The sequence below is a fragment of the Solilutibacter silvestris genome, from assembly GCF_002895945.1.
In the GTDB taxonomy this organism is placed as follows: Bacteria; Pseudomonadota; Gammaproteobacteria; order Xanthomonadales; family Xanthomonadaceae; genus Solilutibacter; species Solilutibacter silvestris.
Genome location: NZ_NPZB01000001.1, coordinates 414,439 through 438,582 on the forward strand (window position 1 = coordinate 414,439; position 24,144 = coordinate 438,582).

The 24,144-nt window shown below is 62.9% G+C and carries 15 protein-coding genes; 4 read left to right on the plus strand and 11 right to left on the minus strand.

Going from position 1 to position 24,144, the window contains the following annotated elements:
- Positions 1 to 2: 2 nt before the first annotated feature.
- Together Lysil_RS01870 and Lysil_RS01875 are read left to right on the plus strand one after the other, a co-directional pair.
- Positions 3 to 1,283, plus strand: a complete 1,281-nt coding sequence (locus tag Lysil_RS01870) for an AGE family epimerase/isomerase (protein ID WP_103073876.1) — start codon at positions 3 to 5, stop codon at positions 1,281 to 1,283.
- Between the two features lie 13 nt (positions 1,284 to 1,296).
- Positions 1,297 to 4,653 (plus strand): GH92 family glycosyl hydrolase, encoded by a 3,357-nt coding sequence (locus Lysil_RS01875; RefSeq protein ID WP_425477107.1) that lies wholly within the window; start codon positions 1,297 to 1,299, stop codon positions 4,651 to 4,653.
- Positions 4,654 to 4,673: 20 nt separating this feature from the next.
- On the opposite strand, the gene Lysil_RS01880 is transcribed toward Lysil_RS01875, so the two are convergent.
- The 4 genes from Lysil_RS01880 to Lysil_RS01895 form a co-directional block, all read right to left on the minus strand.
- Entirely contained in the window at positions 4,674 to 8,591 is a 3,918-nt protein-coding gene (locus tag Lysil_RS01880) for a translocation/assembly module TamB domain-containing protein (protein ID WP_240600031.1), read from the minus strand.
- Positions 8,588 to 10,351, minus strand: a complete 1,764-nt coding sequence (locus Lysil_RS01885) for an autotransporter assembly complex protein TamA (protein WP_103073877.1) — start codon at positions 10,349 to 10,351, stop codon at positions 8,588 to 8,590. The genes Lysil_RS01880 and Lysil_RS01885 overlap by 4 nt, the downstream gene beginning before the upstream one ends.
- A 66-nt stretch (positions 10,352 to 10,417) precedes the next feature.
- Positions 10,418 to 11,194, minus strand: a complete 777-nt coding sequence (locus Lysil_RS01890) for an ABC transporter permease (RefSeq protein ID WP_103073878.1) — start codon at positions 11,192 to 11,194, stop codon at positions 10,418 to 10,420.
- Entirely contained in the window at positions 11,191 to 12,138 is a 948-nt protein-coding gene (locus Lysil_RS01895; protein WP_103073879.1) for an ABC transporter ATP-binding protein, read from the minus strand. Before Lysil_RS01895 ends, Lysil_RS01890 begins: the two co-directional genes overlap by 4 nt.
- 44 nt (positions 12,139 to 12,182) lie before the next feature.
- On the opposite strand from Lysil_RS01895, the gene Lysil_RS01900 reads away from it, so the two are divergent.
- On the plus strand, positions 12,183 to 12,947 hold the full coding sequence (locus Lysil_RS01900; protein WP_103073880.1) for a ferredoxin--NADP reductase: 765 nt from the start codon (positions 12,183 to 12,185) through the stop codon (positions 12,945 to 12,947).
- 30 nt (positions 12,948 to 12,977) lie between these two features.
- On the opposite strand, the gene pdxR is transcribed toward Lysil_RS01900, so the two are convergent.
- From pdxR to Lysil_RS01920, 4 genes are all read right to left on the minus strand, one after another.
- A complete protein-coding gene (gene pdxR, locus Lysil_RS01905; RefSeq protein WP_103073881.1) occupies positions 12,978 to 14,474 on the minus strand; it encodes a MocR-like pyridoxine biosynthesis transcription factor PdxR in 1,497 nt (498 codons plus the stop codon).
- A gap of 151 nt (positions 14,475 to 14,625) precedes the next feature.
- Entirely contained in the window at positions 14,626 to 15,054 is a 429-nt protein-coding gene (locus Lysil_RS01910) for an ArsR/SmtB family transcription factor (RefSeq protein ID WP_129588331.1), read from the minus strand.
- Positions 15,055 to 15,210: 156 nt separating this feature from the next.
- Complete coding sequence (locus tag Lysil_RS01915; RefSeq protein ID WP_103073883.1) at positions 15,211 to 16,077, minus strand: alpha/beta hydrolase family protein; 867 nt, start codon at positions 16,075 to 16,077, stop codon at positions 15,211 to 15,213.
- An 87-nt stretch (positions 16,078 to 16,164) separates the two neighbouring features.
- The gene (locus Lysil_RS01920) at positions 16,165 to 19,269 is read right to left on the minus strand and encodes a TonB-dependent receptor (protein ID WP_103073884.1); all 3,105 of its coding nucleotides are present in this window, start codon (positions 19,267 to 19,269) and stop codon (positions 16,165 to 16,167) included.
- Positions 19,270 to 19,402: 133 nt separating this feature from the next.
- Between Lysil_RS01920 and Lysil_RS13465 the strand changes: the two genes are divergently transcribed.
- Entirely contained in the window at positions 19,403 to 19,636 is a 234-nt protein-coding gene (locus tag Lysil_RS13465) for a hypothetical protein (protein WP_129588332.1), read from the plus strand.
- A 20-nt stretch (positions 19,637 to 19,656) separates the two neighbouring features.
- Here the strand turns inward: Lysil_RS13465 and prpF are convergent, their stop codons facing one another.
- The 3 genes from prpF to acnD are packed head-to-tail and all read right to left on the minus strand — an operon-like array spanning position 19,657 to position 24,070.
- On the minus strand, positions 19,657 to 20,856 hold the full coding sequence (gene prpF, locus Lysil_RS01925) for a 2-methylaconitate cis-trans isomerase PrpF (protein WP_103073885.1): 1,200 nt from the start codon (positions 20,854 to 20,856) through the stop codon (positions 19,657 to 19,659).
- Positions 20,857 to 20,889: 33 nt separating this feature from the next.
- Entirely contained in the window at positions 20,890 to 21,447 is a 558-nt protein-coding gene (locus Lysil_RS01930) for a 2'-5' RNA ligase family protein (protein ID WP_103073886.1), read from the minus strand.
- A 4-nt stretch (positions 21,448 to 21,451) separates the two neighbouring features.
- Entirely contained in the window at positions 21,452 to 24,070 is a 2,619-nt protein-coding gene (gene acnD, locus Lysil_RS01935) for a Fe/S-dependent 2-methylisocitrate dehydratase AcnD (RefSeq protein WP_103073887.1), read from the minus strand.
- Between the last annotated feature and the right edge of the window lie 74 nt (positions 24,071 to 24,144).

Here is a 24,144-nt window from a genome sequence, read left to right on the forward strand (position 1 = left end):
CCATGAATACTCCGATTCCGCCGCAACCCGACTTTCGTTCACAGGATGCCTTGCGCGAGCACATCCGCCAGACGATGGCCTTCTACCATCCGCACTGCATCGATCCCGCCGGTGGTTTCTTCCACTATTACAAGGATGACGGCACGATCTACGACCGCAGTCATCGTCATCTGGTCAGCAGCACGCGCTTCGTCTTCAACTACGCGATGGCCGCCAACGAGTTTCGCGAAGACGCAGCGCTGCGCCAGCAATACCTCGACGCCATGCACCATGGCCTACGCTATCTGCGCGAAGTGCATTTCGATCCCGTCAGCGGCGGTTACGCCTGGACGATCCGTGACGGCAAACCGGAAGACACCAGCCAGCAATGCTACGGCGCCGCCTTCGTGCTGCTCGCCTACAGTTGCGCATTGAAGGCCGGCGCGGAGGAAGCGCGCGGCTGGATGGATGAAGTCTGGCAGCTGCTGGAACGTCGTTACTGGGAAGCCGGTCCGGGCCTTTATCGCGACGAAGCAACCCGCGACTGGACCTTCTCCGACTACCGCGGACAGAACGCCAACATGCACATGTGCGAGGCGATGCTCGCCGCGTATGAAGCCAGTGGCGAACAGCGCTATCTCGATCGCGCGTTGTTGCTCGCCGACCACATGACGCGGCGCCAGGCCGACATGGCCGACGGGCTGGTGTGGGAGCACTACGACAAGGACTGGAACGTCGACTGGGATTTCCATCGCGACGATCCCAAGCATCTGTTCAAGCCCTGGGGCTACCAACCCGGTCACCAGACCGAGTGGGCGAAGTTGTTGATGAGCCTGCACACGCACCTGTCGAAAAACGGAACCGCGCCGGACTGGCTGGTGCCGAAGGCGCGCTTCCTGTTCGATGAAGCCATGCGCAAATCCTGGGACGACGAGTTCGGCGGGATGGTCTACGGGTTCGCGCCGGACAAACTGCGAGCACCCGGCGTCGAAGGCCGCTTGCTCGCCGATGGCGAAACCTTCGTCTGCGACGAGGACAAATACTTCTGGGTGCAGGCGGAATCAATCGCCACCGCGGCGCGTCTTGCCGCTGTCACTGGCGATGCCACGTACTGGCAGTGCTACGACAAGTTGTGGCAGTACGCGTGGCAGCACATGATCGATCATCGCTACGGCGCCTGGTATCGCATCCTCGATCGCGAAAACCGCAAGTACGACGACGACAAGAGTCCTGCCGGCAAGACCGACTATCACACCATGGGCGCCTGCCACGACGTGCTGTCGGTGTTGCGCGCACATCGATAAGGACAACGACCTCATGGCGATGTGTGCACGTTCGATTCTTGCGGCTGCCGTAGTAGCCATGCTCGCCACGCAGGCCAGCGGACAGACGCGCAACGCGACACGATTCGCCAGCTCGTTCGAGTCGGGCGATCCACGGCCGCAGCTGAAGACCGGCAGCGACAGCGTTTCGCTCGCCATCGGCGACGGCCCGACTGCGCCCTATGCTGCCAAGGCGCGTACCGGATACAGCGGACTGCATGCCTTGCGCTATCAGGGCCAAGGTGCTGGCGGTCGCACGCGTCTGTTCGATGTCGATATCGCCATCGATGCGGATACCGTGCTGTCGTGGCTGGTACTGCCGGAAATCGTCGATGGCAACACCGTGGCGTCGACCGGAATCGGCATCGATCTGGTGTTCGATGATGGTCGCCGCCTCTCCCAGATGCGTGCGCTCGACCAGCACGGCGCGGGCATCGACGCCAAATCGCAGGCGGCATCGAAGACGCTGTATCCACAGCAGTGGGCGCACAAGCAGGTGCGCGTGGGCGATATTGCTGCCTTGCGCGGCCATCGCATCCGCGCGATCGAACTGGAACTGCGTCCGGTCGATGGCGCAGCGGCGCAAGGCTGGATCGACGACATCGCCATCACCTTGCAACCACGCATTGCGGCGACGCATCCCTCCGACGTCGTGCTGACCACGCGCGGCACGCAATCGAACGGCACCTTCTCGCGCGGCAACAACTTCCCCGCGACAGCGCTACCACACGGTTTCAATTTCTGGACACCGGCGACCGATGCCGGCACCCTGGGCTGGCTGTATCGCTGGAACGAAAGCAACGACGCCGACAACCGTCCGCGCCTGCAGGCGCTGTCACTGAGCCATGAACCCAGTCCCTGGATGGGCGATCGCCAGACCTTCCAGGTGCTGCCGTCGCTGGCGTCGGGTGTGCCCGAAGCCGACCGCAAGAAGCGCGCGCTGTCGTTCTCGCATGACAACGAGGTCGCACGGCCGTATCTCTATGGCGTGCGCTTCGACAACGGCATCGCGGCGGAGATCGTGCCGGGCGATCACGCAGCGATCTTCCGTTTCCGTTTCCCGGCAACGGGTGGAACCACTTTGTTGTTCGACAATGTCGATGCCCGCGGCGGATTGACACTGGATGCCGCGACACAAACGCTGAGCGGCTACACCGACACCCGTAGCGGCTTGTCGAATGGCGCCGGACGCATGTTCGTCTACGCGCGCTTCGACCAACCGTGGAACAACAGTGGCAACATCGCGACTGGCCGTCCCACCGGCTACATCAACTTCAAGACGGGCGCAGGTCACGAAGTGCGGATGCGCATTGCGACCTCGTTGATCTCCGTTGAACAGGCGAAGCACAATCTCGAACTGGAAATCGGTGATGCCTCGTTCGATAGCGTCCGTGATCGCGCGCAAGCGGCGTGGGACAGCATCCTCGGTCGGGTGAAGATCGCCGGCGCCAGCGACGACCAGCGCATCACTGCCTATTCCAATCTCTATCGACTGTTCCTCTACCCCAACAGCGCGCACGAAAACACCGGAACATCCGCACATCCGCGCTGGATGCACGCCGACCAGAGCACATGGTCGAAGGACAATGCCGGCGGCGATCCGACGCAGACATCGACGCACGTGTTCCCCGGCAAGCTCTACGTCAACAACGGCTTGTGGGATACCTACCGCACCGCGTGGCCGGCCTACGCGTTATTCGCGCCGAAGCAGGCGGGCGAACTGGTGGAGGGATTCCTGCAACAGTATCGTGACGGCGGCTGGGTCGCGCGCTGGTCGTCGCCCGGTTATGCCGACCTGATGGTCGGCACCAGTTCCGATGTCGCCTTCGCCGATGCGTGGCTGAAGGGCGTGCGCGGTTTCGATCCGCGCGAGGCCTATGCCGCAGCACTGCGCAACGCGACGACGATCGCACCGACAGCGAATGTCGGGCGCAAGGGCATGGCGTCGTCACCGTATCGTGGTTACATCGATACCCGCACTGGTGAAGGCCTGTCGTGGAGCCTCGAGGGCGGCCCGAATGATTTCGGCATCGCGCAGTTGGCGGACGCGTTGGCGAAGACGTCACGCGACCCGCAGGCAGCACGCAGGTATCGCGATGAAGCAGCCTATTTCCGTGCTCGCGCACTCGACTACACGCATTTGTTCGATCCCGCGACCGGCTTCTTCCGCGGCCGCGGTGCCGACGGCAGTCGGCAACAGCCGGCAACGGCGTTCGACCCGCGCGTCTGGGGCGGCGATTACACCGAGGGGAATGCGTGGACCTATGCCTTCCCCGCGGTATACGACGGCAACGGGCTTGCCGCGTTGTATGGCGGTCGCGCGGCGCTGGGCAAGAAACTCGATGCGCTGTTCGAGACGCCGGAAACCGCGAAGCCGGAATTCTCCGGTTCCTACGGCGAAGTGATCCACGAGATGACGGAAGCCCGCGACGTGCGCATGGGCATGTACGCGCACAGCAACCAGCCATCGCACCATCTGGCATGGATGTATGCCTATGCCGGCCAGCCGTGGAAGACCCAGGCGCTGACACGCGAAATCCTGCGCCGGCTCTATCTCGGCAGCGAGATCGGCCAGGGCTATCCCGGCGACGAGGACAACGGCGAGATGTCGGCGTGGTATGTCTTTGCGATGCTCGGCCTGTATCCGTTGCGGATGGGCGCGCCGGAATACGTGATCAGTTCGCCGGCATTCGATCGTGTCGATGTGACGATGGACAATGGTCGCGTCTTGCACGTGATCGCGCATGGCAATGGGCCACGCAATGTGTACGTGCAGTCGCTGAAGGTCAACGGCAGGCCGTGGACGAAGACATGGTTGCCGCATGCTGCGATCGCCAATGGCGGCACGCTGGAATTCACCATGGGACCGCAGCCATCGCGCTGGGGCAGTGGGGAACAGGATCTTCCGCATTCGTTGACGGCGGATGGGCAAACGCCGCGCGCGTTGTGCGATGTCGCGTTGCAATCGACTTCTGCAACACTTGCGAATGGCGCTTCGGCGAAAGCGCTGGTCGATGGCGATGCGATGACCGGCACGGCGATCGACGATTCGTCGCGCGAACTGACCTTGCGCTTCGACACACCACAACGCCTCGATTTCTACACCCTGACCGCCGGCGAACATGCCCAGGCGATCACGCTGGGCTGGACGCTGCAAGGTCGCAACGCTGGTGGCGCCTGGCACGATCTCGACCGTCGCACGCAAGAACGCTTCGAATGGTCACGGCAGTTGCGCCCGTTCCGCATCGCGCATCCGCGGGCATGGCGCGAACTTCGACTGCGCTTCGATGCCGGCACGCGCTTCAATTTCGCCGAGTTGGGATTGATGCGCGCGGGTGATTGCGGCAAGTGATATCCGCGCGCTGGTAGCCCCTACTTCTCCTTGCGCCAGTTCACCGATGCGCGGTTCTCCACCGTGCTCGATTCGATCTGGATATCGAAGCCCTTGCGCAGCAGGTACTTCAGCATCAACACCTGCCCGGTGCCGAGCAGCGACACACCGTAACTGACATACATCTTCGGCGACAGATACTTGCCGACACCGAGAACGCTGCCGCCCAGCGCGCGCGACTGCATCACGCCGGCATCGTCGAGGCCGATCTTTGAGCCCAATTGCGACGCCAGCAGGCCTTCGCCCGCGCTCAGCGCCGCCGACATCGCGCTCACCTCGCTTGCGGCGTTGCTATCGAGTCCGGACAGCGAATGGCCCGTCACCAGCAGCGCCAACGCATCGTCCTGGCTGGTCATCGGATCGCTCCACACTTCCGCCTGCGGATGCGCCGCGCGTCCGGTGACGGAGATGCCGGCGGTGACATCACCAAGATCGCGTTCGGCGCGCACGTCCAGCAGCGGATTGCCGATCGAGTCGGCCGACCACACCAGGCGTCCGCGGGTGATGGCGAGATTTTGTCCATAGGCGCGATAGCGGCCGCCCACGTCCAGCGTGCCGGTGGCGAGCGTGTCGCGTCCGGGGCGCGCCCGCACGCGCAGGCTGCCACCCAGTTGTCCCTTCAATCCGAAGCCGTTGATATTGACGTTGTCGCCCAGCACCAATTTCAGGTCGAGATCGAGCGGCAGGCCGGAACTCGTGTGCTCGGGATCGACCGGATCGAGAATCACCACATCGCTCGATCGCGTCGCGCCGCCACTCAAGCGTTCCAGATCGATCGTCGCCGACGGCACGCCGACGGTGCCGGTCACCGTCAACGGCTGGCCGCCGCGAAACTTCACCAGCACATCGGGATCGGCGACCGCCTTGAGATTGCGCGTATCCGAGACGAGCACGTTGCGACCCTTGATCGCGAGCTGCAACGGCGTGTCCTGGCCGAGCCAGCCGAGCGTGCCATCGACATTGAGCGTGCCTTCGCCGGAACGCAGGCTGCCGCTGATGTGCGCGTTGCCATCGGCCTGCGCTTCCATCTTCACCGTGCCGTTGTCCACCACGAGGCCCAGCGCGGGCAGATCGGTGCGGAATTCGCTGAGCACCGCATTGCCACCGATGCGCGGCGCGGCGCGCGATCCCGCCAGCAGGATGTGGCCGGCGAGATGGCCTTGCGGTTCGACGATGTCGGGCGAGAACAATTCGATCAGGGTGAGATCGCGGGTATCGACATCAAGGCTGCCGTTGAGCGGCGCGTGTTGGTCCCAGCCAGTGGAAATATCAGCGGCGATCTTGCCGTTGCCGTTGTAGCCCGCGCTCAATTTTCCTTGCAGATGATTGGGATCGAAGGTCGCGTCGAGGACCAGGGCCTGCCACGCGAACGCGGTGGTATGACGCTGCACCGGTACGCGCACACCACCCTGCGGCGAGGTCAGGTGGACGTTGCCGCGCCAACTGCCACCAACAGGCTGCACGCCGCCGGTCAACGCGATTTCACCCTGCAGGTCCCACGGCTTGCCGTCCTTGCGTGGCGGCAGGTACGGCAACGCCAGTGCCAGCGGCAAACCCTGTCCCGTCACCTGCACGCCGCGATGCGGCCATTCCGCATTCGCGCACAGGCTGCCGCCCGCCGTGGATGCGAAACAACTTTGCGACAACGTCCAGCTGTTGCCGCGTTGCGCGAACTGCGCCGGCGTTTGCAGCTGCCACGCCGCGCCCTTCACCGGGGCCAGATGCAAGGAAGACAGCGTGCCGCGCCAGTCATTGCCCTGCTTCAGTGCATTGCCCGTCAGCGAAATATTGCCCATGCCGCCGCTGGCATTCGCGGTGAGCGCAAGATGTTCCATCGCACCGGTCGCATGTGCATCGAGGCGATCGATCGCCACGCCCGCTTCGATGCCCGTCCCGGCAACCTGCAGGTCGCCGCTGCCGTTGCGCCACGGCAAGCGTCCGCGCGCACTCAAGGTGGCGGCGCGATAGCTGCCATAACGCAATCCATTGCCGGACAGATTGGCATCGATGTCGGGGCCAGTGCGCGGCCCGCTGATCTTCAGCGTGCCTGCCAATGTGCCGGCGGCATTCGGCAGCAGGTCATCGAGGCGCAACGGATTCAATCGCGCATCGACGGCGAAGGCGCGATCGACGCGACCCTTGGCATCGATGCGACTGCCGCCCAGCGTGAGTGCGACGTCGCCGCCGAATTCCATCACGTCCTTGGCGGTGGCGGCGGTGCGCAGTTCCACCTTCGCGCGTCCGCCAATGTCGCGACCGCGCAACTTGCCGCCGAGTTGCTGCGCATCCAGCACGATGTCGATGCGGCCATCCTGGCGACTGTTGCCGGTGGTGGCGAAGCGCCCGTTCAGCGCGCCCTTCCACTCGGGCAGGAAATAGCCGGGATCGAAGCCGGCCAGCGTCGCATCGGCCTTCCAGTTCAGCGCCGGCGCCCAGGCGAAACGGCCGCGCGCATCCAGTCGTCCCTGCGGCATCGTCGCGCGCAGTCCGTTGAAGGTGACACCTTCGCCATCACCGATGCCGTCGAAGGCGAGTTGCGCGGTGTCCTTGCCGCGGACCACCACGCCGGTGCCGAGCGCATTCCACTTGCTGGTGATGCCGGAGAACTTGAAGTCCGCGCTGGCGCCGATGGCATCGCTGCCCTGCCCCCAGCGCAGGCCGCGCGCGACCACCGCGAAATCGAAACGGCCGTTGCCGTGCTGGCTGAAATCGCCGCGACCGTTGGCGTTGATGCGCCCGCCGAAGACATCGATCACCACGGGCTTCAGTTCCAGCACCTGGTTGGCGATGCTGACGCGTGATGGCTGGATTACCGCGTGCAAGTCACCGCGATCCACCCGTCCCTGCACCTGGGCATCGCCGTCCTTGCCATTGGCGACGAGATCGAGCGACAGCGGCGTCGACGGTTCCGCCGTGCCCATCAGCAAGCCGGGATCGAGATCCTGGGTGTTGGCACGCAATGCCCACAGCGGATCGCGCTCGCCATCCTTCAACGTGAGATGCGCATACAGCGGCGCCGGCACATGGCCCGACAGCGCGACATCCATGCGCGTGAGGTCGCCAATCGCCGCCAGTCCCAGCGTTGGGCGCGTGCGTCCCAGCGGTGCCGGCATCGATGCCGACGCGATGAGGTTCATGCGGTATTTGTCGGCGGGCGCGTAATCGCCTTGCACGTTGAAATCGCCACGATCGGTCAACGCGACGAGGTGATCGGCATGCAGGCGCCCTTCCTCCACTTCCAGCGCGCCGCGCACGCTGCGCACGTCGACCAGCGGCACGCCAACGCGCGTCACTGCAAGGCCGTCGATGGCGATGGCATCGAAGCGGATCGGCAACGGCGTGCCGATCTGCGGCAACGACTGCGGCCAGCGCGGCAACTCGAAGGGTTTTCCGCTTTTCGGCAGATCGAGCGTCGCGCCGCTCAGCGCGATCGAATCGAGCCGCAATTTCCGCCCAAGCAGCGGTTGCAACATCGGCTGCAGCGTCACCGTGTCTGCCGTGAAGGTGGTCACCAGCGGCGCCTTGCACGACGGATACGACACCGGCTTGCCGTCCACATCGGGACAACCGCGATAGACGAAGTGCACGCCATGCAGCGTCATCGGTCCCGACACCGGACCTTCGGCGCTGCGCCAGCTCAGTTCCGATCCCGTCGGCAACAGAACACGAATCCGCGCGAGCAGGAAATCGCGCCCGGCGATGGTGGTCAGCAACCAGTACACGCCGCCAATCGCCAGCGCCACCAGCAACACCAGGCCGAAGCCGCTGCGCCAGGCGATCTTGCGCGTGCGCTTGCGCCGCAATGTGCGCAACTCGGCGATGCGTGCCTCGCGCTGTTCGGGCGTCGCGTCATCGGGCAACGGTTGCAACCCGTAACGTTTTTCCAGATCGCGGCTCACAGGTCGGCCCCGATGTTGAGGCTCAGGGTGAACGGTGAATCGGGGTGCTTGAGTCCGCGCGCGATGTCGATGCGCACCGGACCGACCGGCGATCGCCAGCGCAGGCCGATGCCGACGCCGTTATGCCAGTCGAGCTTGCGGCCATCGAACGCGCTGCCGCCGTCGACGAATGCGGCCGCGCCCCAGCTCGCGTTGAAATAGCGTTCGTACTCGACACTGCTGGTCACCACGTTCTTGGCGCCATAGGCGAACAGGTAGCGACCGCTCGGATCCTGCAAGCGCGGCCCGACCTCGCGCCAGTTGTAGCCGCGGATGCTGCGGTCGCCACCGGCGAAGAAACGCAGCGACGGCGGCAACGCCAGCGCGTCCTTGGCCACGGTGTAGCCAAGTTCGCCGCGCAGGATCAGGCGATCCTGCGGTCCCAGTCCATGGAACCACTGCGCACGCGCGTGGGCCTGCGCGAAAGCGCCGCCATAGCCGGCGGAACCGCCGCGCAGCGTGAAGTTGGCGCCGATGCCGCGGCGTGGATACAGGCGATCATCGACGCTGATGTAATGCAGGTCGACCTGCGGAAAACTCAAGCTGGCCGTCTGGTACGGCGTCTTCACCGTGCCATTGGTATAGGCCCAGCGTTCGCGCAGCACATGCAGGGAAACCGCGGCGTCGAGCTTGGTGTTGATCTGCCCCGTGCGACTGAACACCAGTTCCGAGCGGCGGCTGTCGATGTAGCGACTCTGCTCGTCGGCGAACTGCAGGCCGGCGGTATACCAGCCATCGAGCCACTTCAGGGCCGGCACCCGATATTGCAGCGTCGCCACCTTGCGTTTCTGGGCGTAATCGACCTGCGCCAGCGCCTTGTGGCCGCGCTTGTTGAGATAGCGCCGCTCCAGCCCGAAACGCGCGCCGGGGCCACTGTCGGTGCCGTAACTCACGCCGGCGGTGTAGATAGTGCGCTTGGCCGGTTCCAGCGTGACCTGCACCGGCACGCGCAGATCCTTGGCATCGCCCGGCAACGGTTCGATGTCGATGCGACCGAAATAGTCCAGCCCCAGCAGCGATTTGCGCAGGCGATCGAGACGACCCTGGTGGTAGTAATCGCCTTCGTTCCAGTACACCAGTTTTTCCAGCAACTGCGGGCTGATGATTTCCGTCGGTGTCTGTTCGAACGTCACCGCGCCCATCTCGTAGCGCTCGCCACTGGTCCAGCGCAGATCGACATCGGCGGCCTTGGCGGCGCGCGTCACCTCGACCTTGTGCGTGATGAAGTCGGCATCGAAATAGCCACGCTGCGCCAGGCGCTGGGTGATCCTGGTCTTGCCGGCCTCGTACGCACTCTGGTCGAACACGCTGCCCGGCACCGGGCGCGTGGCATCGAGGTCATGCGTGAGGTACTGGTCCTGCCCCCCCGGGCCTTCGATGCCGTAGGCGACCTTGCGCACGCGCACCGGTTCGCCACGCTGCACCTCGATGACCACCACCAGCGCGTTGCGATCGCTCGACGGCGTGACCTTGATCTGCGGTGAGTAATAGCCGTACGGTTCCAGCGCGTTGCGCGTTTCGGTCTCGGCTTCTTCCAACAGGTAATCGAGGCGGCGATCGGAGATCTTCTTGCCGGCCGCATCCTGCAGCGACAGCGACGCGCGCACGTCGCTCGCCATCACGCCATCGATGCCGCGGATATCCACCCGCATCACCTGCGCTGCCTGCGCGCTGGCGCAGGCGAGGCAACACAGCATCAGCAGAAGTCGGGCCGCTCGCATTGCCTACAGGATACCGGCAGCGATGCACCGTGCGTTAACGCATTTCACACAAGCAGCGACGCCCGCTCAACTGCGCATGCCGATCCCGCGCTTGAGCAGCCATAGCGCGAGCGTGGTCAATCCCGCGACGAACAGCAGCATCAAGCCGAAGGCGGCGCCCATCGCCACGTCGCTCTGCCCGAGCAGGCCATAGCGGAACGCATTCACCATGTAGAAGATCGGATTGAGGTGCGTCATCGTCTGCGCCCATTGCGGCAGCAACTGGACCGAATAGAACACGCCACCGAGATAGGTCAGCGGAGTGAGGATGAAGGTCGGGACGATGGCGACATCGTCGAACTTCTTGGCGTATACCGCGTTGACGAAACCAGCCAGCGCGAAGATGGTCGCGCCCAGCAGCACCGAAGCGATGGTCACCAGCGGATGCGGCACGCGCACGTGGGTGAAGAACATCGCGATCACCAGCACGATCGCGCCGACCATCAATCCGCGCAGCACCGCACCGGCGACATAACCGGCGAGGATCACCCAGCTCGGCATCGGCGACACCAGCAACTCCTCGATATGCCTGCCGAACTTGGCACCGAAGAAACTGGAACTGATGTTGCCGTAACTGTTCTGGATGATCGACATCATCACCAGGCCGGGCACGATGAAGTCCATGTAGCGCAGGCCGCCCATCGTCCCCACGCGCGAGCCGATCAGCCCGCCGAAGATCAGGAAGTACAGCGTCATGGTGATCGCCGGCGGCATCAGGGTCTGGCCCCAGATGCGCAGGATCCGCATCACTTCGCGGCGCGCGATGGTGAGGAAGGCGACCCAGTTCGGATGCGGCTGGCTCATGCCTGCGTCTCCACGGAATCGGCAACCATGCGCACGAACAGCTCCTCCAGCCGGTTGGACTTGGTGCGCATCGAACGCACGCGGATGCCGGCGGCATCGAATGCCTCGAACACGCGGTTGAGGTCCATCGCGCGCGGCATCTCCAGGTCAATGGTGTGATTGTCGAGCGCGATCAGCGTGGTGCCCTCGATGTGCGGCAGTTGTTGCGGAATCTCGCTCTCGATGTCGAACAGGAAGCCTTCGACGTCGAGTTTCGCCAGCAATGCCTTCATCGGTCCCTCGGCAACGATGCGGCCGTGGTTGATGATGGCGAGATTGCGGCACAGGCTCTCCGCTTCCTCCAGGTAATGCGTGGTGAGGATGATGGTGGTGCCGGCGGCGTTGATCCGCTTCAGCGTTTCCCACATGCCGCGACGGATCTCGATATCGACGCCGGCGGTCGGCTCGTCGAGGATCAGCAGGCGCGGTTCGGTCATCAGCGCGCGCGCGATCATCAAGCGTCGCTTCATCCCGCCCGAGAGCGTGCGGCTCATCTTGTCGTGCTTGTCCCACAGGAAGGCGTCCTTCAGCACCGCCTCGGCGCGCGGCAACGCGACCTCGCGCGGAATGCCGTAGAAGCCCGCATAGTTCACGCAGATGTCGAGTGGCTTCTCGAACATGTTGAAGTTCAATTCCTGCGGGACCAGCCCGATCAGGCGCATCGCCGCGTCGCGGTGGCTGTCGATGTCGACGCCGAACACCTTGACGCTGCCGGAGGTCTTGTTGACCAGCGAACTGATGATGCCGATCAGGGTCGATTTGCCGGCGCCGTTCGGCCCGAGCAGGGCGTAGAAATCGCCAGGCTGGACATCGAGCGAGATGCCTTTCAGGGCTTCGACGCCGTTGTCGTAGGTCTTGCGCAGGTCGTGCACGCTGAGCGCGGGCACGCGAGGGAAATCCGTCATCGCGGGAGGAGATTTGCGGGGTTAGTCGCTAGTATAGGCGTCCTATGTCGAAGTTCTTCCCGATCCGGCTGCTCGAACGCCGGCAAATCGCGCCCACCGTCCTCCACCTCGCCTTCGTCCGCGACGACGGCGAAGCGCTCGACTACACCCCCGGGCAATTCATCCAGATCCACTTCCCGCTGGCCGATGGCGGCACGGCGCGCCGCAGTTATTCCTGCGCCACCCGCCACGACCATCGCATCGCCTGTGGCGAGGCGGTGGAATTCGTCGCCAGTATCGTTCCCGGCGGCGCCGCCACTGCCTTGTTCCAAGGCATGGAAATCGGCGACTGCCTGCAGGCCAGCGGCCCGCTCGGACTGTTCACCCTCAAGCCCGCCGATGCCAACCGCCGCTACCTGCTGATCGCCACCGGCACCGGCGTCGCCAGCTATCGCTCGATGCTGCCGCAGCTCGACGCGATGATTCGCGAACGCGGTGTCGAAGTCGCCATCGTCCATGGCGCGCGTACCCCGGCGGAACTGTTGTTCGCCGACGAATTCCTGGCCATGGTCGACAAGCATCCCGGCAAGTTCCGCTACCTGCCCTGTCTGTCGCGCGAGGATCTGGGAGATGCCGCGGCCTTCGCCGGCGCCGAACCCGCGCACGGTCATGTGCAGGATCGCCTGGCCGATCTTGCACCGAAGCCCGGCGCCGACATCGCCTACATCTGCGGCAATCCCAACATGGTCGATGCCGTGGTCGCGACGCTGAAGGAGTCCGGCCTGCCGATGAAGGATATTCGCCGCGAGAAGTACATCAGTTTGAAATGAGGCGACGACAGCAAGTATCAACCTTAAATGTTATTTCGCCAGTCTCTTCAGCGGAATGACGTTCCCGGTATTCGCTGCATTGTCGGTGACCTGCTGAAGCAATGGAGACATCACATGCTCCAGGATCCCCATTCCTTCACGAATGTCGGCTACGGACATTGTCGAGAAGCCGAGGATGAGGCCCAGCGCTCCCGGTGGCTCCAGGTAACAAGGATCAACGGTGTAGATCCCGAGTCCTTCCTGATGGCCACGTCTCACCAGCATCGCGCCTGCATCCGCCCCCAGATGCTCGAACGTCGCCAACAGGTGCATCCCCGACCTGGGCAGCGCAAAACTCGCCGTCGCGCCGAAACGCGCCATCAATTCTGAAGAAAGCGCGGTACGCCTGTTCAGCAATTCCTCGGAAACCCAACGCAAATGCCTGGCGTATGCCCCGCTCTGGACAAGTCCGGCCAGCGCCATTTGTTCGAGCGCCGGCGACCCGAAATCGAGGCACCATTTCGCCGCCAGCAGATCCCGGTGAAGCGCTGGGGGCGCCACGATGTATCCCAGCCGGATTCCGGCGGAAAAGGATTTCGACAGCGTCCCGACATAGACCGTGCGTCCATGTCGATCCGACGAGTGCAATGAATGGACCGCAGGACCATTGATCCTGAACTCGCCGTCGTAATCGTCTTCGATCACCCACGCTTCGGTTCGGCGTGCGTATTCCAGCAGGGCCGATCGCCGTGCTTCAGACAACACCGCACCCGTCGGAAACTGGTGGGACGGCGTGACGTAGATCAATTGCACGCCCGGCGGTATCTGTTCCACGATCATCCCATCGCGATCGACCGGGACCGGGATGACCTTCGCCCCTGCGATCTGGAACAAGCTGCGTGCACTGAAGTACCCCGGCTCTTCGAACGCAACTGCATCCCCGACGTTCAACAAGGCCTGGATGCACACCTGTATCGCCTGCTGCACCCCGGCGACGATGATGATGTCGTCGGCATCGCAAACGATCCCGCGACTGCGCTCGATGTGATGCGCCAACGCACCTCGGAGCTCGGGATTTCCCTGGACCCTCGGATAGCGATTGGTCGATCGCGAGATCGCCTTCCTGAGCTCTTTTTCCCAGAGCCCATCCATGCTCTTGTTTTGAACGGGCTGCCCGTATTCGAATGCATGCCTGACCCCATCAGGTCGCCGCCCGGGAATGCTCTTCAGATCGAAGACACTTCTTGCGACCCGGCTTCTTTCATTCTGCGGCGGGATCGTTGCCTGCATGTGGCTGCCACGGTCTTTCGCAACGCGGTTTTTGGCCACGTAACTCCCGGAACCGGTCACCGTATTCGTGTATCCCTCGGCCCTTAAAAGCTCATAGGCGGCAACGACCGTCGTTCTGGAAATACCCAACTGTCGACACAAATCCCTGGATGGCGGCAGCCGTTCGCCTTCCGCCAATCGTCCGGTTGCGATGGCGTTCTTGAGTCCGCGCACCAGCTGCTGGTAGATCGCACCCTCACCATCAAGGAAAATGTCCATGATTTCGAATCCAAGACGAGTACTGACATTTGGTGGCCATTCGGCATCCTTGCCTGCTGCTTGGAAGTATGAAACCAAAATACCCCCCAGGAATCAGTCCAATTTCGACCGACAACTCCGTGAATTGGACCCTGGGCGAATTTTTCCTGTCTCAGGGCAAGGATTGTTTGTCCGCTGCCGAAAGACCCTGCGATTCGACCGGTGCCTTCAGGTCCTGCCAACGGCGGAAGTTCAGGAGCATCGTCCGATCCCGATCCTGTTCTTTGGAAAATGCACTGGCGCGCGCCCACGCAATGGCTCGCAGATTCGTCAACAGCAGGTGCACCTCGAGGTTGCTGCAGACATAGGCCCTTGCAGGACCACGCCTGACGGGCTTGATCCAGCCACCCGCGACCAACCGTTTCAAGTGCTGGTACGCATGGGGCCGGCTCATCCTGATGGCACTGACGATGTCGTTCGCAGTGATGCCACTCTGCGCAGCGATCATGAACAGGATCATCGTGCGGTCGATATTCCCGAAAATCTGGAATATGCGCGCGATCGAATGCGCTTCGAAGAGCAGGCTGGCCTCCTCCTCCACGAACGAATCCGCGGCGCACGGCCGCACCCTCATCCCGTCTTCAGTTCCGGCAGCAAGATTTGGCAGGGCAAACCTCTGGTTGCGTCTGTCCTTGTCAGCGTATGACGAAAGCGGTGCCTTCCGTCATACCAATCCTGCGGGTGTTCCCCTTACCAACTACTGCAACGTCTGCAGCCAGGCAAGCAATTCCGTCGCCAGCGCGATCCGCGAATCCGACCACGAGTGATCCGTCGCTCGGTGCATCGTGGTCACTCCCGAATTCCCTTCAGCCTTGAGCTTCGATGCCAGGCCATCGCCGAACATCGCGAATCCATCATCGGACGTCAGCACCAGCATCGGCATCTTCGCCAGGCCCGGCGCTGCCCTGTCGAACGTCCAGCGCGCGGATCCGGAAGCGAGCTCATCGGCCATTCGTTCCGGCGTGGTTTCCGCAAGTGATTCCATGCCCTCGCGCAGGCCTTCGACCACTTGTGCATGCGGCATCTTGCCGATGCTGCCCATGTCTGCCGCGGAAATCAGTGCGGCTCCGGCGAGTTCGGGATGATGCACCGCCGTCTGTGCGACGACCCATCCACCCATGCTGTGCCCGACGACGACCAGGTGCTTGGTGTCGATGCCGTACTTGCGCGCGCTGGCAGGATCTTCGAGAAACGCCAGCACCGCCTCCGCGTCTTCCAGATTGCCGCTGAAACTGAATTTTCCAGGGCTGCCCCAGGAGCCGCGATAGCTGAACATCACCGCGTTCCAGCCCGCCCGTCGCACGGCCTGCGCCAGGTCCTGGTTCTTCTCGTTACCGGGCAGGCCGTGGAAAAACACGGCGGTCGGATGCGCGCCGACACCGGATGCGAGATAGGCGACGCCGTTGACCCACTTTCCACCCGACGGGATATGCAGCACTTCCATCCGTGCCGGATGGGCACCGTCCCTGGCCGGATCGGCCTGGATCGCCTGAATTGCATTGCGGTTTTGCGCATGCAATGGCGCCGCAATGGACAAGAAAATGACAAGAATGAGGAATCGCATGTTCGTCAGTCGCTCCTGTCTCGCCGCAAACAGCCAAGCGACCACCCGGAGGTGGCCGCTTGATCATGCCCGACGGGAAATCATCCATCAATAGTCGTAGCTGACACTCAACTGCACGTAGCGCGGCGACTGGAAGAAGATCGGGATGTTGTAGGTCGAGAGGATGGTGCCGTCGCCATGGTTGCGCAATGCACTGGTTTCCATCTGCGCACTGTACTGGATGGGCTTGCGGTCGTTGGTAATGTTGAACACGTCCAACGCGGCCGTCAGTTTCTTGTTGAAGTACCTGGGGCGATAAACGATGCCCAGATCCAGCTGCTTGGTCCACGGGCCATGCTGTGCACCTGGCGCCGATGGCTGGTTGAAGCAAGTGTGATAGGACGAGCCGTAGCCGATCGGATCACTGTCGTTGAAGTAGTAGCCGAGACAGTTCTTCGGCACGCCCGACTGCACCAGCAACTTGCCGGTGACCAACCACTCCGGCGTGAACTGGTACATGCCGCGCATGCGCAACGCGTGGCGACGGTCGTTGGCCATGTAGCCGTACGAGTTGTACATCAGACCCGCATAGTCCCAATCCTGCGTCTTGGAGACGTCGGTCTGGCCGATGTCGGACTTGACCTGGCCTTCGGTGTTGCCCGGGTTGCGGCTCCAAGTGTAGTCAACGCGGTACTGCCACTTGCCGTCGAACGGATGCTCCAGATACAGGTCCAGCGCTTCGTACTTGCGGATCGGCTTGGCAGCATTCGACGAGTTGAAACCGAGTTGCGCATTGCTCAGCGTCACGTCGGTGTAACCCGAACCATCGGCCTTGGCGACATGGAAGGTATTGGTGCGGCCCGGATTGATGATGTAGCAACCCGGAATGGTGTAGTCGGGCGCACCGCCACCGCTCGGATCCAGCGCGTTGGCGACACGGCCGGTATCGCACCAGTCGTCGATCAGGGTACCGAGCTTGCGATAGGTCAGCTTGGCACCAGCGATCCATTTCTTGCTGAACTGCCAATCGAATCCGAGGATGGCTTCATCCTGGTATTGCGGCTTCAGGCTCTTTGCCGCGATCGAATTGGGATCCACCGCCTGGCCGAATTCGCCGTTGGCAGAGAATGGCGCCCCCGCCTGGGTCAGGCCCGTCGGTTGTCCATTCACGTCGACGCCGGTGTAGTTGTATGGAACGTAGTAGAACGTCGACGGCGAAGCACCGCGGATCGCAACTTCATTCGGCAGCGCAAGGTAGTAACGGCCGACGTTGCCGAATACCTTCATGGTCGAATCGCCCTTGAGGTCCCAGGCAAAGCCGAGGCGTGGTGCGATCTGATGCTTCTCGTGGACGTAGCTCTGGCCGGCATTGTTCTTGTTGTTGAAGTCGTCGCTGCGGAGGCCAACTTTCAGCAGGAAGCGATCCGTGATCGACCAATTGTCCTCGAGGTAAATCGCCTTCTGCACGACCGACATCGATGCCAGCGAGTTGAAGTACGTCTGCCGCACGACGGCGCCGCCCGCGCGGTAATCCCAGAAATAGCCGGGGCCGGAAGTCGTGCCTCCCTGATCCTTGGCCGTGTATGTCATGTCGTCGATGCCACCATGCAACTGGTGTGCGCCAACCTTCCACTCGACATCGAAGCGCACGCCGGATGCAGTCAATCGCGAACCCGGAGTTGCGCCCGCATTCGATATCTGGGGCAATACCAGGCCACCCGCTGGCAGGTAGGCCGACGGAATGTTCTGCCTGTTGTTGATGAACGGCAATGACGATTCGACCGCCAGCATGGTCGGGTTGCGCACGGAATCCTTGCCGTAGGTCACCGAGAAATTCAGGTTGTCGGTCAGGTAATTGGTGTACTTGGCGATGTAGACGAAGGTGTTCTGCTTCGTCGGCGTCGATGGCGATCTGTAGGCGCCCTGGCTCAGCGTGGTGTAGTCGTAGTTGTAGCTCGAACCGTGGGTGTTGTCGTTTTCCTTGATCCCGGTCAACTCGACGATATTGGAATCATTGATGTTCCAGTCGATCTTGCCGTAGATCTTCTTGTCGGTGGTGTTGTCATGCTCGCGGCGCACCAGGTTGTACTGGCCGGTGGTGCTGTTGATCCCCGCTTCGTTCTGGGTCGTGATGAAGGAATCTTTCGACTCCTCCGCCGACAGAAAGAAAAACAGCTTGTTGGGAACCAGAGGACCACCGACATAGGCGCTGTACGTGGTATTCCACAACTTGTCCTCGCCACGCCTGGTACGCAGCATCCCCAGGTCACCAGGTTTGTCGTAATGCCAGCAGTACTGCCCGGCGACCTGTGGCGTACATGTCGAATTCGCGACCTTGGTGTCCGCCGAGTAATAGCCGTCGGTCCCCGGCGCGTAGACGCCGGCAAAGCCGCTCGGAAACGGCATCGCCTTCGGGAAGTAGACATCCTTCGGCGCCGAGGCCAGGCTCTTCGGGCGCACCGAGATCTGACCACCGAAGTGCCAGTCGTTGGTACCGCGCTTGCCGACCTGACTGATCACGCCGCCGTCGGAACGACCATACATGGCGCTATAGCCGCCGGTGTAGGTTTCCTGCTGCGCGATCGAACCGTAAGGCAAGCTCAACCCACCGATGTTGGCCAGTGGATCGGACACATTGAAACCATTGATGTAGTACGCGTTCTCGGTGACGCCCGCGCCACCAAAGGACACGGCGCTATTGAAGAAGCCACTGCCTTTCACCGTGCCCGGTGCCAGCAGTGCGATGGCTTCGGCACTATGCGCAACCGGCAGCACGGCCAGGTCCTTGGCAGTGATCACGGTGCGCGAATCGACCTGAGTCACGTCGATGCCGGCACCGGTCGCGGTCACGGTGATTGTCCCCAGCTCGTTGCTCGTGGCAGCCTGCGCGCCAGCGAACGATGCTTCGGTGCCCGAACTCACTTTCACCAGGACCTGCTTGGTGCCGACGACCTGATCACCCTTCCTGGCGGTCACGGCGTAATTGCCAATCGGCAGGTTGCCGGCGTTGTAGCGACCGGCGCCGTCGGCAGTGATCGTGCGCGCGAAGCCCGTCTCGCTGACGAGGGTGATGGTCTCGCCGGGAGCCGCAGTACCGAAAACGCTACCGGTGGTGGACTGCGCATGAACGGTGGCCGCGAAGCAGAGGCCAAGGGCAACAGTCAGCGCGCTGCGCTTGAAGCCGGACTTGATTGAAATCGAATCGGATGCCATTGAAGTGGACTCTCATGGATTGGGGACGGAACTGAAAAAAAGTCGGCTGGCGGATCACGTCTTACGCGCCTGACGTTTTTGACTATGTGTCCGAAACAATCCTTGAACAAGATACTTACGGGACATTCACGGATTGGCATCGACGCGCACAACCGAATTGGACGCACCGCTTCCTGTGGTGAATTCCGTTGATGAATGCCGCGAAGAAAAGATGTCCGTGCATTTCTGCAGCCAGACCATTTCCGGAATTTTCATCGGAAATTGGACTTGGATTGCACGATCGATCGAAGAATATCCACGGTTTGCACCGGAAGGAATTCCTTGCCTGCCGTGCGCCCGCCATGGAAACGCCAAACCAATTTCGTGATCTACTCAGGGACCAATCCATCAACCCGGCACGCGCACCCAGCCTCCCATCAGGATGCGCGCCGAACGCGACATCACCGCGCGCGTCACCATCCACGCATCATCGACCTGTGTCACCGCCGCGCCCACTCGCAACATGCCGGAGGGATGACCGAAGCGCACCGCGTCGCGCTGTCCGCCACCGGCAGCAAGATTGACCAGCGTTCCCGGCACGGCGGCGGCAGTGGCGATCGCAACAGACGCCGTGCCCATCATCGCGTGATGCAGTTTGCCCATCGACATCGCACGCACGTTGAGGTCGATGTCTCGGGCTTCGATGCGCTTGCCGCTGCTGGAGACGTACTCTTTCGGTGGCGCCACGAATGCGACCTTCGGCGTGTGCTGGCGCGTCGCCGCTTCCTCCGGCGTCTTGATCAGGCCCATGCGCAAGGCGCCGGCGATGCGGATCGCTTCCAGTTTCGCCAGCGCGGCCTTGTCGTCGTTGATCGCCGGCTGCAGTTCCGTGCCGTCGTAGCCGATGTCGACGGCATTGACGAAGATGGTCGGGATGCCGGCGGTGATCATCGTCGCTTTCAGCGTGCCGATGCCGGGTACTTCGAGATCATCGACGAGATGGCCGGTGGGGAACATCGCGCCAGCACTGTCGCCTTCCCCATCGTCGGCGGGATCGAGGAATTCCAGCACGATCTCGGCAGCGGGAAAGGTCACGCCATCCAGTTCGAATTCGCCGGTTTCCTGCACTTCGCCGTTGCTGATCGGTACATGGGCGATGATGGTCTTGCCGATGTTGGCCTGCCAGATACGCACGCTGCAGATCCCGTTTGCGGGAATGCGCGCGGCATCGACGTAACCGGCATGCAGCGCGAACGCTCCCGCCGCCGTCGACAGATTGCCGCAGTTGCCCGACCAGTCGATGAAGTCGCTATCGATGCCCACTTGCCCGTACAGATAATCGACATCGTGATCCGCGTGTGTCGAAGGCGACAGGATCACCACCTTGCTGGTGCTCGAGGTCGCCCCGCCCATGCCATCGGTCTGCTTGCCGTAGGGGTCGGGCGAACCGATCACGCGCTGGAACAGACGGTCGCGCGCAGCGCCGGGCACGCGCGCGGCTTCCGGCAAGTCTTCGAGGCGGAAGAACACGCCTTTGGAGGTGCCACCGCGCATGTAGGTCGCGGCCACCTTCAGTTGCGGCGCGTGGTGCTGGGCAGGTTGCGTCATGTTTGTGTATCCATTGCAGTCTGTGGCTGTTGTCTAGAGAAGACCGAGCTGCGCGCCGGGAACCTGATCCGCCGCCTGCAATGGCCAACGTTCGACGACACGGTAACGATACGGCTCGCTGCCGCCACCGATGACCAGCAGGAGTTCGTCGACCAGCCATTCGACCGGTTCGATTTCCACCTGTTGCAGTGGATGCGGGGCGTTGTAACTCAATGTGATGTGCGGGCTGTGGCTGAGATTGTCGGCGAGTCCTTCCGTGCCGAGGCCACGCTGCACGGCGTCCAGCAAGTCCTTCAATCCGCGACGTCCGCCTTTCACTCCGAAGACCCAATGGTCACCGCCACCGATGCGGTCGAAGCGCATCGTGAAGGCAGCGCCGTTGATGCGGCTGCCAGCGCGCTTCAGTTGTTCGATGCGTTCCGCCGAGGGACTCCAATGTCGATCCGACAGGCTCTGGTGCCAGTTCAACGGATCAAACATCGCACTGCCAAGCGGATGGTCCAGCCCTTTCGATCGCACCGCGTCCAGCAATTTGTCCCGGACCTGCTGACCCGGCATCGCCACGAACAGCGCGCGCTCCACGGACGCCATGGCCTCAGGCCACGGCCTTGTTCGAACTGAGGAAATCCTGCGCAAACCGCTGCAGCACGCCACCGGCTTCGTAGATCGACACTTCCTCGTCGGAATCGAGGCGACAGGTCACCGGCACTTCCACGGTTTCGCCATTGCGACGATGGATCACCAGCGTCAACGTCGCACGCGGCGTGCGCGTGCCGATCACGTCGTAGGTTTCCGTGCCGTCGATGGCCAATGTCTTGCGGTCGGTGCCAGGCTGGAATTCCAACGGCAACACGCCCATGCCGATCAGGTTGGTGCGATGGATGCGTTCGAAGCCTTCGGCGACGATCGCCTCGACGCCGGCAAGGCGCACGCCCTTCGCCGCCCAGTCGCGCGAACTGCCCTGGCCGTAATCGGCACCGGCGATGATGATCAACGGCTGGCCGCGATCCATGTAGGTTTCGATCGCTTCCCACATCCGCAGCACCTTGCCGTCGGGTTCGACGCGCGCCAGCGACCCTTGCTTCACTGCACCGTCGATCACCGCCATTTCGTTGGTGGTTTTCGGATTGGCGAAAGTCGCGCGCTGCGCGGTGAGATGGTCGCCACGATGCGTCGCGTAGGAATTGAAGTCTTCTTCCGGCAGGCCCATCTTCGCCAGATATTCGCCGGCCGCGCTGTCGAGCAGGATCGCGTTGGACGGCGACAGGTGATCGGTGGTGATGTTGTCCCCGAGCACGGCGAGCGGGCGCAATCCGCGCAAGGTGCGTTCGCCGGCCAGCGCGCCTTCCCAGTACGGCGGCCGGCGGATGTAGGTGCTCTGCGGACGCCACGCGTACAACGGATCGACACGCACGCCGTCATCGCCGTGGCGACGGAACATCGGGTCGTACACGGCGTTGAACTGCTCGGGTTTCACCGCCGATTTCACGATCGCGTCGATCTCGGCATCGCTCGGCCAAATGTCTTTCAGCAACACTGGCGTGCCATCGGCGCGATGGCCCAACGCATCTTTCTCGATGTCGAAGCGCACGGTGCCGGCGATCGCGTAGGCGACCACCAGCGGCGGCGAGGCAAGGAAGGCCTGCTTGGCATAGGGATGGATGCGGCCATCGAAATTGCGATTGCCCGAGAGCACGGCAACGGCGTAGAGATCGCGCTCGATGATTTCCTGCTGGATCCTGGGATCGAGCGCGCCGCTCATGCCGTTGCAGGTGGTGCAGGCGAAAGCGACGATGCCGAATCCAAGCTGCTCGAGTTCCGACTTCAGCCCAGCCTCTTCCAGATACAAGGCGACCGCCTTCGAGCCCGGCGCCAGCGATGATTTCACCCACGGCTTGCGGAGAAGTCCGGCGCGATTGGCATTGCGCGCGATCAATCCTGCGGCGATCACGTTGCGTGGATTGGACGTGTTGGTGCAGCTGGTGATGGCGGCGATGATCACCGCGCCATCCGGCATCAAGCCCTGCGCTTCTTCGTCGCGACCGGCCTGCAGTTTCGTTTCGTCGGCGACGCCGCGCGATTGCAGCTCATTCACCGGCAGGCGTGCATGCGGATTCGACGGCCCGGCGAGCGTGCGTTCGACCGTGGACAGATCGAACGCCAGCGTGCGTTCGTACTGCACGTCCTTCAGCGTATCGGCCCACAATCCTGCGGTTTTCGCGTAGTTTTCGACCAGTGCGACCTGCGCGTCGCCGCGTCCGGTCAGTCGCAGGTAGTCGAGGGTATTGTCGTCGATGAAGAACATCGCCGCGGTCGCGCCGTATTCCGGCGCCATGTTGGAAATCGTCGCGCGGTCACCCAGTGTCAGCGCGGCTGCGCCTTCGCCACGGAATTCGAGGAAGGCGCCGACGACTTTCTGCTTGCGCAGGAATTCGGTGAGCGCCAGCACGATGTCGGTCGCAGTGATACCGGGTTGCGGCTTGCCGGTGAGTTCGACGCCGATGATGTCGGGCAAGCGCATCCATGACGCGCGCCCGAGCATCACGTTCTCCGCTTCCAGGCCCCCGACGCCGATCGCGATCACGCCGAGCGCATCGACGTGCGGTGTGTGCGAATCTGTGCCGACGCAGGTATCGGGATAGGCCACGCCTTCGCTGGTGCCAACCACCGGCGACATCCGCTCCAGATTGATCTGATGCATGATGCCGTTGCCGGGCGGGATCACATCGACATTGCGGAACGCGTGCTTGGTCCAGTCGATGAAGTGGAAGCGATCGTTGTTGCGACGATCCTCCACCGCGCGGTTCTTGGCGAACGCTTGCGGATCGTTGCCGTCGAATTCCACCGCCAGCGAGTGATCGACGATCAATTGCACCGGCACCACCGGGTTCACCTGCGCGGGATCGCCGCCCTGTTCGGCGATGGCGTCGCGCAATCCGGCGAGATCGACCAGCGCGGTCTGGCCGAGGATGTCGTGGCAGACCACCCGCGCCGGGAACCACGGGAAATCGAGATCGCGTTTGCGTTCGACCAGCTGGCCGAGGTAGGCGGCGATCTTCGCCGGTTCGGCGCGGCGGACGATATTTTCGGCGAACACGCGCGAGCTGTAGGGCAAGCCGTTCCAGCTGCCGGGATGCAGCGTTTCCACCGCAGCGCGGGCGTCAAACCAGTCGAGATCGGTACCGGGAAGCGGCTTTCTGTGGGTGCTGTTCATCCCGCAAATGTTACTCCAGCAGCCTGTTCGCCTTCGAGCGTCGCCCGGTCGTATGTCAAGGACACTTGACAACC